13 protein-coding genes are annotated in these 12,469 nt (G+C 73.7%); 4 read left to right on the top strand and 9 right to left on the bottom strand.

The genetic code is table 11. The features are described 5' to 3' along the window. The 6 genes from HCN52_RS15750 to HCN52_RS15725 all read right to left on the bottom strand — a co-directional run. Positions 1-262 (bottom strand): hypothetical protein (locus HCN52_RS15750; protein WP_168089078.1); only part of this gene is annotated, 262 nt, incomplete at its 3' end. 231 nt (positions 263-493) lie between these two features. After that, the gene (cbiE, locus tag HCN52_RS15745) at positions 494-1,696 is read right to left on the bottom strand and encodes a precorrin-6y C5,15-methyltransferase (decarboxylating) subunit CbiE (RefSeq protein ID WP_168089077.1); all 1,203 of its coding nucleotides are present in this window, start codon (positions 1,694-1,696) and stop codon (positions 494-496) included. A gap of 87 nt (positions 1,697-1,783) precedes the next feature. After that, positions 1,784-2,446: a GNAT family N-acetyltransferase gene (locus HCN52_RS15740; protein WP_376767137.1), complete on the bottom strand. Its 663-nt coding sequence runs from the start codon at positions 2,444-2,446 to the stop codon at positions 1,784-1,786. A 91-nt stretch (positions 2,447-2,537) separates the two neighbouring features. After that, positions 2,538-3,407 (bottom strand): MetQ/NlpA family ABC transporter substrate-binding protein, encoded by an 870-nt coding sequence (locus tag HCN52_RS15735; protein ID WP_168089076.1) that lies wholly within the window; start codon positions 3,405-3,407, stop codon positions 2,538-2,540. A gap of 67 nt (positions 3,408-3,474) precedes the next feature. Continuing rightward, a complete protein-coding gene (locus HCN52_RS15730) occupies positions 3,475-4,146 on the bottom strand; it encodes a methionine ABC transporter permease (protein WP_168089075.1) in 672 nt (223 codons plus the stop codon). A gap of 3 nt (positions 4,147-4,149) precedes the next feature. After that, positions 4,150-5,214 (bottom strand): methionine ABC transporter ATP-binding protein, encoded by a 1,065-nt coding sequence (locus tag HCN52_RS15725; RefSeq protein ID WP_168089074.1) that lies wholly within the window; start codon positions 5,212-5,214, stop codon positions 4,150-4,152. Positions 5,215-5,622: 408 nt separating this feature from the next. Between HCN52_RS15725 and HCN52_RS15720 the strand changes: the two genes are divergently transcribed. Together HCN52_RS15720 and HCN52_RS15715 are read left to right on the top strand one after the other, a co-directional pair. Beyond that, complete coding sequence (locus tag HCN52_RS15720) at positions 5,623-5,994, top strand: hypothetical protein (RefSeq protein ID WP_168089073.1); 372 nt, start codon at positions 5,623-5,625, stop codon at positions 5,992-5,994. Beyond that, entirely contained in the window at positions 5,987-6,448 is a 462-nt protein-coding gene (locus HCN52_RS15715) for a hypothetical protein (protein WP_209314596.1), read from the top strand. The genes HCN52_RS15720 and HCN52_RS15715 overlap by 8 nt, the downstream gene beginning before the upstream one ends. Positions 6,449-6,505: 57 nt before the next feature. On the opposite strand, the gene HCN52_RS15710 is transcribed toward HCN52_RS15715, so the two are convergent. Continuing rightward, positions 6,506-7,024: a GNAT family N-acetyltransferase gene (locus HCN52_RS15710; protein ID WP_168089072.1), complete on the bottom strand. Its 519-nt coding sequence runs from the start codon at positions 7,022-7,024 to the stop codon at positions 6,506-6,508. A gap of 273 nt (positions 7,025-7,297) precedes the next feature. On the opposite strand from HCN52_RS15710, the gene HCN52_RS15705 reads away from it, so the two are divergent. Then, positions 7,298-7,978 carry a lysophospholipid acyltransferase family protein gene (locus HCN52_RS15705; RefSeq protein ID WP_168089071.1) on the top strand — a complete coding sequence of 227 codons (681 nt, stop codon included), beginning with the start codon at positions 7,298-7,300 and terminating at the stop codon, positions 7,976-7,978. An 80-nt stretch (positions 7,979-8,058) separates the two neighbouring features. On the opposite strand, the gene argH is transcribed toward HCN52_RS15705, so the two are convergent. Both argH and HCN52_RS15695 read right to left on the bottom strand, forming a co-directional pair. Then, a complete protein-coding gene (gene argH, locus HCN52_RS15700; RefSeq protein WP_245175185.1) occupies positions 8,059-9,513 on the bottom strand; it encodes an argininosuccinate lyase in 1,455 nt (484 codons plus the stop codon). Between the two features lie 157 nt (positions 9,514-9,670). After that, positions 9,671-10,867, bottom strand: a complete 1,197-nt coding sequence (locus tag HCN52_RS15695; RefSeq protein WP_168089070.1) for an argininosuccinate synthase — start codon at positions 10,865-10,867, stop codon at positions 9,671-9,673. A gap of 468 nt (positions 10,868-11,335) precedes the next feature. Here HCN52_RS15695 and HCN52_RS15690 point away from each other — a divergent pair, with 468 nt between their 5' ends. Beyond that, positions 11,336-12,451 (top strand): polyprenyl synthetase family protein, encoded by a 1,116-nt coding sequence (locus tag HCN52_RS15690; RefSeq protein ID WP_312876721.1) that lies wholly within the window; start codon positions 11,336-11,338, stop codon positions 12,449-12,451. Positions 12,452-12,469 lie beyond the last annotated feature (18 nt).

The following is a 12,469-nucleotide window of genomic DNA, read 5'->3' as shown; positions in this document are numbered from 1 at the left end:
CGGCGGGACGGGCCTGATGCCGCGCGGCGAACGGCGCGGCCGCAGCTGCGGCGACGCCGCGCGGTGGGGTGGCGCTGCCGTCACCCCAGGCGCCCGCGGCGCCCGGCATGAGCAGTTCCTCCTCCTCGCGGTCCTCCGGTTCCCCGGCCTCGGGGAACGGGTACGCGGCGGTGGCGGGGGCCGGCGGGGGTGCCGCGTGCCCCGGGGCGACGCCCGTGTGGTCCAGCTGTCCCCGGTCCGGGAAGCCGCCGGTCTCGGTCATGCGTACCCCTTGCCCATCAGGTAGTGCTCCCACGTCCGCCGCGCTCCGGCCGGCCAGGGACACGGCGGGGCGCGCGTCGGCACGGCCCTGCCCCGGTCCGGCCGGACATCTGCGGACGAACCCGCCCGCCTGCGGTGACACAACGACACAGCACCCTACCGGGCACCGCGGACACGCTTGCCCACCGCCGTCCGCCCCGAACCGTATGGTCCGGGTTTGTCGTTGTCCTGTCTACGTCCGACTTCCGGACAGCAGGAACGCTACGTTTCTGCTCTCTTCCGACCAGGTTCCGGTGTCCAGCGCGACCGCCTGCAACAGTGTGCACCGCACGCGGTAGCCCGCGGCGGTGAGGATTCCCCCGGTGCTCTCGGCCTCGTCGCGGGTGAGCGCGTGGGTCACTATCCGGGGCGCCCTGCGGTCGGCGCAGGCGCGCAGCGTCCGGGGCCCGCCCCCGCCGACCCGGATCGCGTCGGGCTCGGGCAGGTCACCGAGCGCCTGGGGCGCACCCCCGTGCACCACCTGGAGCTCGACACCGGCGGCGCGGGCGCCGGCCGTGACCCGGGCGCACGCCTCGGCGTCGCGGTCCACCGCGATGACCGCCGCACCCAGCCGCGCGGCCTCGACCGCGGCGAGCCCGCCCGCGGTGCCCACGTCCCAGAGCAGGTCGCCGGTGCGCGGCCCCAGGAAGGCCAGTTGGGCGGCGCGCAGTGCGGGAGCCTGCCCCTCCGTGGGGGTGTGGGCCGACAGGCCGTAGTCCGCCGCCTCCAGCGCCCAGCCGGCCGGGCCGGCGGGCACCCCGCCTGCGAGCCAGCCGTCCCGGGTGGGTGCCTGGCCGCCGCCGAGGACGATGACCACGTTGGGATCGCGCCACCGGTGGTTGACCGCGGTCTCGGGGGTGACCATCGTGACGCTCTCGTCCGCGGTACCCAGGCTCTCGCACACCACGAAGGTGCGGTGCACGCCCCGCAGCATCAGGGCGATCTCCGTGGGGCCCGCGCCCGGCGCGGTGAGGACGGCGACCTTCGGGTGGGCGCGGCAGACGTTGACGGCCCGGCGCAGGGTGCCCTGACCGGCCACCACGATCCGGGCGTCGTCCCACGGCATCCCGGCACGGGCGAACGCCGCCGCCACGGAGGAGACGGCGGGGACGACCTCCACCTCCAGCCCGTGGGCGGGGTCGCGGAGCGCCCGGACGACGCCGAAGAAGCCGGGGTCGCCGTCGGCGACGACGACGGCGCTGCCGCGGTGGCGCGCGATGCGCTCGGCGGCGAGCGGGACGCTCCCGAGGGTGACGCGCTCGGCGCCGGGTGGGATCTCCGGCTGCTCCAGGTGGCGGGGGGCGGCGGCGACCAGGGTCGCCGCGCGCAGTGCGGAACGGGCTGCCGGTTCGAGCGGCGAGCCGTCCCATCCGATCACGGTGACGCGGTCGGCCATGGCCTGCGGACTCCGGGGGTGTGGCGACGCGGGGGGGGGTGCGGGACGGGATGAGACTACCCCCGTCGGGGCCGGTGTGATCCGCCGTCAGGCGACGGCTTCGCCGACCGGGCCGAGGTCGTCCAGGTCCTCCAGGTCCTCGGGGAGGAGGCCCCAGACGATGACATCGGTGCGGACCTCCGCCCAGCGGCCGTCCTCGGTGCGGGTCCGCACCATGCCGGCGCTGCGCAGGACGCCCTCGCTGAGACAGCCGATCTTCAGTGCGACCTGCTGCGACGCGGTGTTCCCGGCCGCGGTGCGCAGTTCCATCCGCTCGAACCCCTGCTCGCCGAAGAGCCACCGCGCGACGGCGAGGACGGACTCGACGGCGTAGCCCTCGCCCCGCGCCCAGGGGGCGACGACGTAGCCGATCTCGGCTGATCGGACACGCCAGTTGGTCTTCATGAGGTGAACGGACCCGACGAGGCGCTGGGTGAGGTGGTCGGCGACGGCGAAGACTATGCCGCGTCCCTCGTCGCGCTCGGCGGGGGCGAAGCGGGCGATCCACTCCCGGGCGTCGACCGCCGAGTAGGGCGCGGGCACCGAGGTCCAGGCTGCCGTCAGCTCGTCGTCCATCATGGCGGTGAGTGCCGGTTGGTCGGCCTCCTCGTAGCGCCGCAGGACGAGCCGCTCGGTGGCGAGGGTGACGTCGGGGAAGGTGGGTGTCATGCGCCGCTCCGTGGCCTGGGTGGTAGTCACAGCATGCAGCATGGGCACGGCGCGTGACGGACCCGGGGCCCGGCCTCACGGCCGGGGCCCGGATCGGGGTGCGGGAGTCGGGTGCCCGGTCGGGGCGGCCCGCTCAGAACGCGGGCAGGACGGAGCCCTGATAGGTCTCCTCGATGAACTGGCGCACCGCGTCGGAGGTGAGCAGCTCGCTCAGCGCCGCGGCGGCCTCGTTGTCCTCGTCGCCCTCGCGGACGGCCAGGAAGTTGGCGTAGGGGTTGCCCTCGGCCTCCTCCAGCGCCAGCGAGTCCTCGGCGGGGCTCAGGTCGGCCTCCAGCGCGTAGTTGCCGTTGATGACCGCGGCGTCGACATCGTCGAGGACGCGGGGCAGCGTGGCGGCCTCCAGCTCGTTGAAGACCAGGCCGTTGTCCTCGGTGATGTCGCCCAGGGTGGCCTCGGCGCCGACACCGTCGGCGAGGGTGATGAGCCCCTCACCGGCGAGCAGCTGCAGCGCGCGGCCCGCGTTGGTGGCATCGTCCGGGATGGCGACGGTGGCGCCCTCGGGGAGGTCGTCGAGGCTGTCGATCGAGGCGGAGTAGACGCCCAGCGGCTCCAGGTGGACGTCGGTGATGCCGACGATGCTGGTGCCCTGCTTGGCGTTGAAGTCGTCCAGGTAGGGCTGGTGCTGGAAGAAGTTGGCGTCGACCTCGCCGTCCTCCAGCGCGGTGTTCGGCAGGATGTAGTCGTCGAACTCCTCGACGGTGAGCTCCAGACCGGCGTCCTCCGCCAGGTTGTCCTTGACGAAGGTGAGGATGTCGGCGTGCGGGACGGGGCTAGCGGCGACGCGCAGGCTGAGGGTCTCCTCACCCTCGGCGGACGATCCGTTGTCGTCGGCGTCCGGGTCGCTGGAGGTGCCGCAGGCGGTGAGCGCCAGGGTGAGCGCACCGGCGAGGGCGACGGCGGTGCGGACGGTGCCGCGCTGGGGCTTGCGAGTGGTGGTACGCACGAAAAGTGCCTCTCTGTGGTGGTGACGCCCGGGCCGGTACGGCGCCGGGAAGGCGGAGGGGGCGCCGTCAGGTCCCGGCGCGCTCGCGGCGGGCGAGCAGCCGGACCACACCGTCGCCGATGAGCTGGGCGACGGTGACGATGACGATGAGCGCCAGGATGATGACGAGCATGAAGTCGGTCTCGGAGCGGCGGTAGCCGTAGTTGAGGGCGATGGTGCCGAGGCCGCCGCCGCCGACCGCGCCCGCCATCGCGGAGTAGCCGATGAGGGCGATCACCGTGGTGGTGAGGCCGGCGACCAGCGAGGGCAGCGCCTGCGGCAGCAGGATCTTCCGCACCACTGCCCACACGCCGCCGCCCATGGCGAGCGCCGCTTCGACGAGGCCGTGGTCGACCTCGCGGACGGCGGTCTCGACGAGCCGGGCGAAGAACGGGATGGCGCCGACGGCCAACGGGACGACGGCGGCCGTGGGCCCGATGGCGGTGCCGACCACGAACCGGGTGAACGGGATCAGCGCCACCAGCAGGATGATGAACGGCAGCGAGCGGCCGACGTTCACCACGAAGCCGAGCACGCGGTTGACGGGGACGTTGCGGAGGAGCCCGCCGTTGTCGGTGAGGACCAGCAGCACGCCCAGCGGGAGCCCGCCGATCACCGCGAACAGGCTGGACCACCAGACCATGTAGAGGGTGTCGATCGTGCCCTGCCAGAGCAGGGGCTGCATCTGTTCCCAGGTCATCGTCTACTCCTTCACCAGGTCGGCGCCGGGGGCGGCGTCGGCCAGGTCGGCGGTCGGCGCGGTGCGGGGGTCGTGGACCTCGACGGTGAGGCCCTGGTCCCGGAGGTAGCCGATGGCCCGGTCGGCGTCGGCACCCGGACCGGAGAGCTCGATGCGCATCCGGCCCACCTGCCGGCCGCCGACCGTGTCCATGGCGGCGGCGAGGATGGAGACGTCGGTGTCGTGGGTGCGGGCCAGGCCGGAGATGACCGGCTGGCCGGCGCGCTCGCCGTGGAAGGTGACGTCGACGACCGTGCGCCCGGCGACGGACGCCGCCCCGGCCAGCGGGAACAGCTCGGCGGCGAGTTCGGAACCGGGGGTGGCGAGCAGGTCGGAGACCTTTCCGGACTCCACCAGCCGTCCCTCGCGCATCAGCGCGGCCGAGTCGCAGACCGACTTCACCACGTCCATCTCGTGGGTGATGAGCAGCACGGTGAGGCCGAGCTGCTGGTTGAGGTCGCGCAGCAGCCGCAGGACGGAGCGGGTGGTCTCGGGGTCGAGCGCGGAGGTGGCCTCGTCGGAGAGCAGCACCTTGGGGTCGCCGGCCAGCGCCCGGGCGATGCCGACCCGTTGCTTCTGGCCGCCGGAGAGCTGGGCGGGGTAGGCGCGTGCCTTCTCGGCGAGGCCGACCAGGTCCAGCAGTTCCAGGGCCTTGGCGGCGCGGGCCCGGCGGGTGAGGCCGAGGATCTCCAGGGGCAGTTCGACGTTGCCCTGCACGGTGCGGGAGGAGAGGAGGTTGAAGTGCTGGAAGACCATGCCGATGCGGGTGCGGGCCCGGCGCAGTTCCCTGCCCGCGCGGGGGCCGCGGCCGGCGAGGGCGGTCAGGTCGGTGCCGTCGACGGTCACCGTGCCGCTGCTGGGGCGCTCCAGCAGGTTGACGCAGCGGATGAGGGAGGACTTCCCCGCTCCGCTGCGGCCGATGACGCCGAAGACCTCGCCCGGGTGGACGTGGAGGCTCACGCCGTCGAGGGCGGTGACCTCGCGGTCGCGCGTGCGGTAGACCTTGGTCAGGTCCGTGGTGGTGATCACAGGGTTTCCGTCGCTGTCGGGTGGCGGCGCGGGGGTGCGCGCCGGGACGGGCCTCGCGGCGGCGTGCCGGAGGCGGTCCGGGACTGGCAGGGGGTGCCTGGCGGATCAGGGCTGAGCGGGCGTCGGCGCGACTCGGCGCGGGCGCGTTCTCGCTTCGGGGCGCGAGGCTGCTCGGGTGTCGGCCCTCAGCGCGCACACATTCGACGCGGACAGCGTGCGCCGGACAGGGTGCCTGTCTCGGGTGCCTGGTGGTGGCTGCTCGCTCCGGTCATGCCGGACAGTTAATCACCACGGAACGCACACATGGTCGGGCGACCGGAATCCGTCCGCATGCCGGACATCCGGGCGTCCGCCTGCCGGGCGGGGCCCGATCCGGCGGGGTCCGCGCACCGCAGTAGAGTCGGGCGCATGCTCACCCCCCTGACCATCGCGGTCGCGGCGGCCGCCGTGCTGCTGGGCGTCTGGTGCGCCGTGGCGGCGCTGCGCAACCAGTCGGCGAAGGACTGGCACTACGCGGCCATGGCGGTGGTGACCCTGCTCACCGTCGTCCAGCTCGTCGTCGGCGTCGTGATGCTGGCGGGGGGCGACCGGCCCGCCGGGGACTCCACCGCGGTCTTCGTCTCCTACCTCGTCTCGGTCACCGCCTGCGTTCCGGTGGTCGGGATGGTCGCGCTGGGCGAGCGCTCCCGGTGGGGCCCCGCGACGGTCGCGGCGGGGGCGTTCCTGCTGGCGATCCTGGAACTGCGACTGCACGACGTGTGGGGTGGTGGCGTTGGCTGAGGCATCCGTGACCGACGGGGGGACGGCTCCCGGCGGCGGTGGGGACCGGCACGGGCTGCGGTCCGGCCCGGGGAGGCTGCTGGTCACGCTGTACGCGGTCTTCACCGTGGGCGCCGCCTCGCGCTCGCTCTACCAGCTGTCGACCCGGTTCGACGAGGCGCCGCTCGCCTACCTGCTGTCGGCCGGGGCCGCGCTGGTGTACGCCCTGATCACCGTCGTGCTGGTGCGCGGCGGTGAGCGCGCGCGTCGCCTGGGGGTGGCGGCCTGCGCCGTCGAACTCGCCGGGGTGCTGGTGGTGGGGACCTGGACGGTGGTCGACCCCTCCGCCTTCCCCGACTCGACCGTGTGGTCGACCTACGGCATGGGCTATCTGTTCCTGCCGCTGGTGCTGCCGGTGGTGGGGCTCTTCTGGCTGCGCCGCGGCGGCGACAGGCCGCCCGCCGCGCACCGCTGACCCGTACCGGCGACCGCGGTGCGGGAGAGGACGCCCCTCTCGCACCGCGGTCGCGGCTCAGCCCGCGACAGCCAGCGCGGGGAGCGGCGAGGGCGCGGCCCGGCGCTTCTCCAGGGTGACCACGCTCAGCCGACGACTGACCACCTCGGTGCCGACCGGGGCGTAGCCGAGGCGCCGGTAGAGCCGGAGGTTGCCCTCGCTGCGGTGCCCGGTGCGCAGGCGGAACCGGTCGGCGGTGGCGCTCTGCCCGGCGAGCAGTTCCTCCATCGCGGCCAGCAGACGGCGGCCGAGGCCGTGGCGCCGCATCCGCGGATGGACCATGAGCGTGCCGATGGTGGCGGCGCCGTCCGCCTCGATCCGGCCGCGCACCGCGCCGACGACCTCGTTCCCCAGCCGGGCGACGAGCACCGGGCCGGCGGCCATCTCGGCGCGGAGCTCCTCCAGGGTCTGGGTCAGCGGTTCGAGGCCGTAGTCGTTGTAGAGCTCGGCCTCGGTCTGGTAGCAGAGGTACTGGAGTTTCAGGACGTGTTCGGTGTCCGACTCGGCCGCGGTGCCGATCATGACGCTCATGCCCATGCGCGCATCCTCCTAGCGAGCTGGGCCGGCCGCGGCGGTTCGAGGGTTGCGCGCGGTCCGGCCGTCCGGGTGCCCTGACGGCGCCTGGTGTCCTGCGCCGTGTGCATTGTGTCCGCGCCGGGTGGGCGGCGAAACGCCGCCGGACGGAACTCGGCTGTGACATTGCCGACTCCCGGTGTCCGTAGGGTGGCCGTACCGGGGCCGGTGGGCGGCCACGGGATATCCTCACCTGTCGCCCGACCTCGCGCGACGTGTTGTCGACCGGAGGACCCGTTGTCCCGTTTCCGACTGATCAAGGCGGTCCTGGGACCGCTCCTCCGGCTGCTCTTCCGCCCCCGCGTCGAGGGGGCGGCCCACATCCCGGGGTCCGGTCCGGTCATCCTGGCGGGCAATCACCTCACCTTCATCGACTCGCTGATCCTGCCGCTGGTGACGGGCCGCCAGGTCTTCTTCATCGGCAAGGACTCCTACGTCACCGGCCGCAGCCCCAAGGGACGGCTGATGGCGTGGTTCTTCACCGGCGTCGGGATGATCCCGGTGGACCGGGACGGCGGGCACGGCGGTGTCGCGGCACTGATGACGGGGCGCCGAGTGCTGGAGCGCGGGGACGTGTTCGGCATCTACCCGGAGGGGACCCGCTCCCCCGACGGTCGGCTCTACCGCGGCCGGACCGGCATCGCGCGGCTGACGCTGATGACCGGCGCGCCGGTGGTGCCGTTCGCCATGATCGGCACGGACCGGGTGCAGCCCGGCGGCCGGGGGCTGCCGCGGGTGCGGCGGGGCGAGCGGATCACGGTCCGTTTCGGCACCCCGCTGGAGTTCGGCCGCTACGAGGGGATGGACCGCGACCGCTACGTGCTGCGGGCCGTCACCGACGAGGTCATGACCGAGGTCATGCGGCTCTCCGGGCAGGAGTACGTGGACATGTACGCCACCAAGGCACGCGCCGCCTGAGCCGCCGCGCACCGACGACGCCGCAGGGGCGGACCCGTTCGGGTCCGCCCCTGCGGCGCGACATGCGGTCCGGGCCTGGTTCAGCCCCCGGCGGACGCCCAGGCGCGCTGGGCGGCGAGATCGGTGCGGACCTCGGCGAGCTGCTCCGCCACGGCGGCCGGCGCGGTACCGCCGCGTCCGCTCCGGGAGGCGAGCGAGCCCGCGACGGTCAGCACCTCGCGGACGGCGGGGGTCAGGTGCGGCGAGATGGCCGCGAACTGCTCGTCCGTCAGCTGGTCCAGCTCGATGCCCTCCTTCTCGCAGACCTGGACGCAGCTCCCGGCGACCTCGTGGGCGACGCGGAACGGCACGCCCTGCCGGACCAGCCACTCGGCGATGTCGGTGGCGAGCGAGAAGCCGGCCGGGGCGAGTTCGGCCATCCGGTCGGTGTGGACGGTGAGGGTGGCGATCATCCCGGTGAAGGCGGGGAGGAGGACCTCCAGCTGGTCGCAGGAGTCGAAGACCGGCTCCTTGTCCTCCTGGAGGTCGCGGTTGTAGGCGAGCGGCAGCGCCTTGAGCGTGGCGAGGAGGCCGGTGAGGTTCCCGATGAGCCGGCCCGACTTGCCCCGCGCCAGTTCGGCGATGTCGGGGTTCTTCTTCTGCGGCATGATCGAGGAGCCGGTGGAGAAGGCGTCGTGGAGGGTGACGAAGGAGAACTCCTTCGTGTTCCACAGGATGATCTCCTCGGCGATGCGGGAGAGGTCGACGCCGATCATGGCGGTGATGAAGGCGAACTCGGCGACGAAGTCCCGGGAGGCGGTGCCGTCGATGGAGTTGGCGGACGAGCCGTGCTCGAAACCGAGTTCGGCGGCGACCGCCCGCGGGTCCAGGCCCAGGGTGGAGCCGGCCAGCGCGCCGGAGCCGTAGGGCGAGACCGCGGTCCTGGCGTCCCACTGCCGCAGCCGCTCCGCGTCCCGGCCCAGTGCGTGGACGTGGGCGAGCAGGTGGTGGGAGAAGAGCACCGGCTGGGCGTGCTGGAGGTGGGTGCGGCCGGGCATCGCCGCGTCCGGGTGGGCGGCGGCCAGTTCGGTGAGGGCCTCGCCCAGATCGGTGACGAGTCCGCCGATGACCCGGGCGTGGTCGCGCAGGTACATCCGGAAGAGCGTGGCGACCTGGTCGTTGCGGGAGCGGCCGGCCCGGAGCTTGCCGCCGAGGTCGGGGCCGACGCGCTCCAGCAGCCCCCGCTCCAGGGCGGTGTGCACGTCCTCGTCGGCCACGGTGCCGGTGAACGTGCCGGCCTCCACGTCCGCGAGCAGCTCGGCGAGGCCGGCGAGCATGCCGGCGAGTTCCCCGTCGGTCAGCAGACCGGCGCGGTGCAGCGCGGCGGCGTGGGCACGGGAGCCGGCGATGTCGTAGGGGGCAAGCCGCCAGTCGAAGTGCACGGAGGCGCTCAGCCGTTCCAGGGCCGCCGAGGGCCCGTCGGCGAATCGGCCGCCCCACAGCCGCATGCCGTCCTCGGGCTGCTGCGGCGCGTCGGGGCCTGCTCCGTTGCTCATGGCGGTGAACTCCTCGAAACGTCGGCCGGGTCGGGCGCGACCCGGCCGGGGAAGGGACGGTGCTCGGATACGACCGTGTCCCCGGACAGCGCCGGGGACACGGTGGGGTTCTGCGGTTGTGGGGGCCGGGGCCCGGCGGAGCCGTCCGGCCGCTGCCCTACTGTGCCAGATCCCGCTTGGCGGCGATCTTGCTCGACATGCCGAAGATCTCGATGAAGCCCTTGGACATCGACTGGTCGAAGGTGTCGCCGGTGTCGTAGGTCGCGAGCTCGAAGTCGTAGAGCGACTTCTCGGACTTCCGGCCGGTGACCGTGGCCCGGCCGCCGTGCAGCGTCATCCGGATGTCGCCGGTGACGTGCTCGTTGGCCTCGTCGATGAAGCCGTCCAGCGCCCGCTTGAGCGGGGAGAACCACATGCCGTCGTAGACCAGTTCGGCCCACCGCTGCTCGACCCCACGCTTGTAGCGGGCAAGCTCGCGCTCGACGGTGACGTTCTCCAGCTCCTGGTGGGCGGTGATCAGCGCGATGCCGCCCGGGGACTCGTACACCTCGCGGGACTTGATGCCCACGAGCCGGTCCTCGACCATGTCGATCCGGCCCACGCCCTGGGCGCCCGCCCGCTCGTTCAGCTGCTGGATGGCCTGCAGCACGGTGACGGGGCGGCCGTCGATCGCGACCGGGGTGCCCTTGTCGAACGTGATGACGACCTCGTCGGCGTCACGCGGGGTGGCCGGGTTCTCGGTGTACTCGTAGACGTCCTCGATGGGCGCGTTCCAGATGTCCTCCAGGAACCCGGTCTCCACCGCCCGCCCGAAGACGTTCTGGTCGATCGAGTACGGGGACTTCTTGCTGGTGGCGATGGGGAGGCCGCGCTCCTCGCAGAAGGCGATGGCCTTGTCCCGCGTCATGGCGTAGTCCCGGACCGGGGCGATGCACTTCAGGTCGGGTGCCAGGGAGGAGATGCCCGCCTCGAACCGGACCTGGTCGTTGCCCTTGCCGGTGCAGCCGTGTGCGACGGTGGAGGCACCGTGCTTCTGCGCCGCGGCCACCAGGTGCTTGACGATGGTCGGCCGGGACAGGGCGGAGACCAGCGGGTAGCGGTCCATGTAGAGGGCGTTGGCCTTGATCGCGGGGAGGCAGTACTCCTCGGCGAACTCGTCCTTGGCATCGGCGACCTCGGCCTCGACCGCACCGCACTCCAGCGCGCGCTTGCGGATGACGTCGAGGTCCTCGCCGCCCTGGCCGACGTCGACGGCGACGGCGATGACCTCGGCCCCGGTCGCCTCGGCGATCCAGCCGATGCAGACAGAGGTGTCCAGACCGCCGGAGTAGGCGAGTACGACGCGCTCGGTCACGGGATTCTCCTTGGGATGCATACGCTGACTGGAATAACTATGCAGCCCTCCGCATGGATTGTCAATCCAGCGGTGAAACCGCAGCTCAGAGCAGTGCCTACCACCGTGCACCGGAAGCGACGGCCGTCGGCGGGGCGCTCCCCGGCCCACCCGTGCCGCTCGGCGGGCCGCGGCGACCCGCCCCCACACCAGGCGCTCGCCACCGCACCTCACGCCGGGCGCGCGAGAGCGTGCGCGCGCCGCCCGTGCGGGTGACATCGTGAACGCGTTGAATCCGCGCGCCGGGCCCGGCTCCGGCACCCCCCGGGAACCGCGCAGGTCAGCGGCGCGCGCCCCGACGACGCGGCACCCCGAGCACTGGTGTACGCCTGAAGGATTCCGTCACGGACCGTCCCGCGACGGGCCGGGGTCGGTCACGCTGGGAAGCCCCGCCCGGCCGCCGGGCACAGCCCGATCGTGGAGCGCACCGTGTCGACGCCTATCGCCGTACCCCCCACCGGCCGCCCCACCGGCCGATCCGCCGCCGTGCCCGCCCAGGGCGCCGCGCCCTCCCCCACCGACGCCCCGGCCCGCGTCGCGCTGCGCCGCGCCCGCACCCTGGTCGAACCGGCGCTCCTGCACTGGGTCGACCGGCTGCCCGGGGAATTGCGCCGCATCGCCCGCTACCACTTCGGCTGGAACGACGCCGCCGGCGCACCCGACCAGGGTCTGGTGGGGAAGGCGCTGCGCCCGGCGCTCGTCCTGGCGGCGGCCGAGGCGTGCGGCGGGCGCGCCGAGGAGACGCTGCCGCCGGCGGTGGCGGTGGAGCTGGTGCACAACTTCTCGCTGCTGCACGACGACATCCTCGACGGCGACACCACTCGCCGCCACCGGGCGACCGCATGGACGGTCTTCGGTTCGCCCGGGGCGCTGCTGACCGGGGACGCGCTGCTCTCCCACGCCTTCCGGGTGCTCGCGGACGAGGGGTCCGAGCGGGCCGCCGCGGCCGTGCGCGCGCTGGCCGACGCCACCACCCTCCTGGTGGAGGGCGAGCACACCGACGTGGGGTTCGAGAGCCGGGAGACGGTGCCGCTCCAGGCGTGCCTGTCGATGAGCGAACGCAAGACCGCCGAGCTGCTGGCCTGCTCCTGCGAGCTCGGTGCGCTGTGGGCAGGTGCCGCGCCGGACCGGGTGGCGGCGCTGCGGCGGTTCGGCCACCACCTCGGCCTCGGCTTCCAGCTCGCCGACGACCTGCTGGGCATCTGGGGCGACCCGGCGCTCACGGGCAAGCCGGCCGGGGCGGACCTCGCCGCCCGCAAGAAGTCGCTGCCGGTCGCCGCGGCGCTGGCCGCGGACGGCGCCGCCGCCCGCCGACTGGCGGCGCTCTACCGGCCGGTCGACCCGGACGGTCCGCCCGAGACCGCGGATCAGCTCGCTGAACTCGCCGACCTCGTGGAGCGCGCCGGTGGCCGGGGGTGGGCCGAACGGGCCGCCGAGGAGCACGCCGAGCGCGCCGCCACCGCGCTGGCGGAGTCCGGGGCGACCGGGCCCGCGGCCGAGGCGTTGGCCGGTCTCGCCGCGCTGGCCTGCCGCCGCGACACCTGACGGTCGGATCGCGCCGGC

This window comes from Streptomyces bohaiensis, assembly GCF_012033785.1.
Lineage (GTDB): Bacteria > Actinomycetota > Actinomycetes > Streptomycetales > Streptomycetaceae > Streptomyces > Streptomyces bohaiensis.
This window is presented reverse-complemented; position numbering and strand designations above follow the sequence as displayed.

What these genes read in the sequence shown, in the direction of transcription:
- argH (WP_245175185.1), bottom strand. Translation starts at nt 9,513, where the DNA reads ATGAGCAACGGAGCAGGCCCCGACGCGCCGCAGCAGCCCGAGGACGGC.
- HCN52_RS15730 (WP_168089075.1), bottom strand. Translation starts at nt 4,146, where the DNA reads ATGACCTGGGAACAGATGCAGCCCCTGCTCTGGCAGGGCACGATCGAC.
- HCN52_RS15720 (WP_168089073.1), top strand. Translation starts at nt 5,623, where the DNA reads ATGCTCACCCCCCTGACCATCGCGGTCGCGGCGGCCGCCGTGCTGCTG.
- cbiE (WP_168089077.1), bottom strand. Translation starts at nt 1,696, where the DNA reads ATGGCCGACCGCGTCACCGTGATCGGATGGGACGGCTCGCCGCTCGAA.
- HCN52_RS15710 (WP_168089072.1), bottom strand. Translation starts at nt 7,024, where the DNA reads ATGGGCATGAGCGTCATGATCGGCACCGCGGCCGAGTCGGACACCGAA.
- HCN52_RS15740 (WP_376767137.1), bottom strand. Translation starts at nt 2,446, where the DNA reads ATGCTGCATGCTGTGACTACCACCCAGGCCACGGAGCGGCGCATGACA.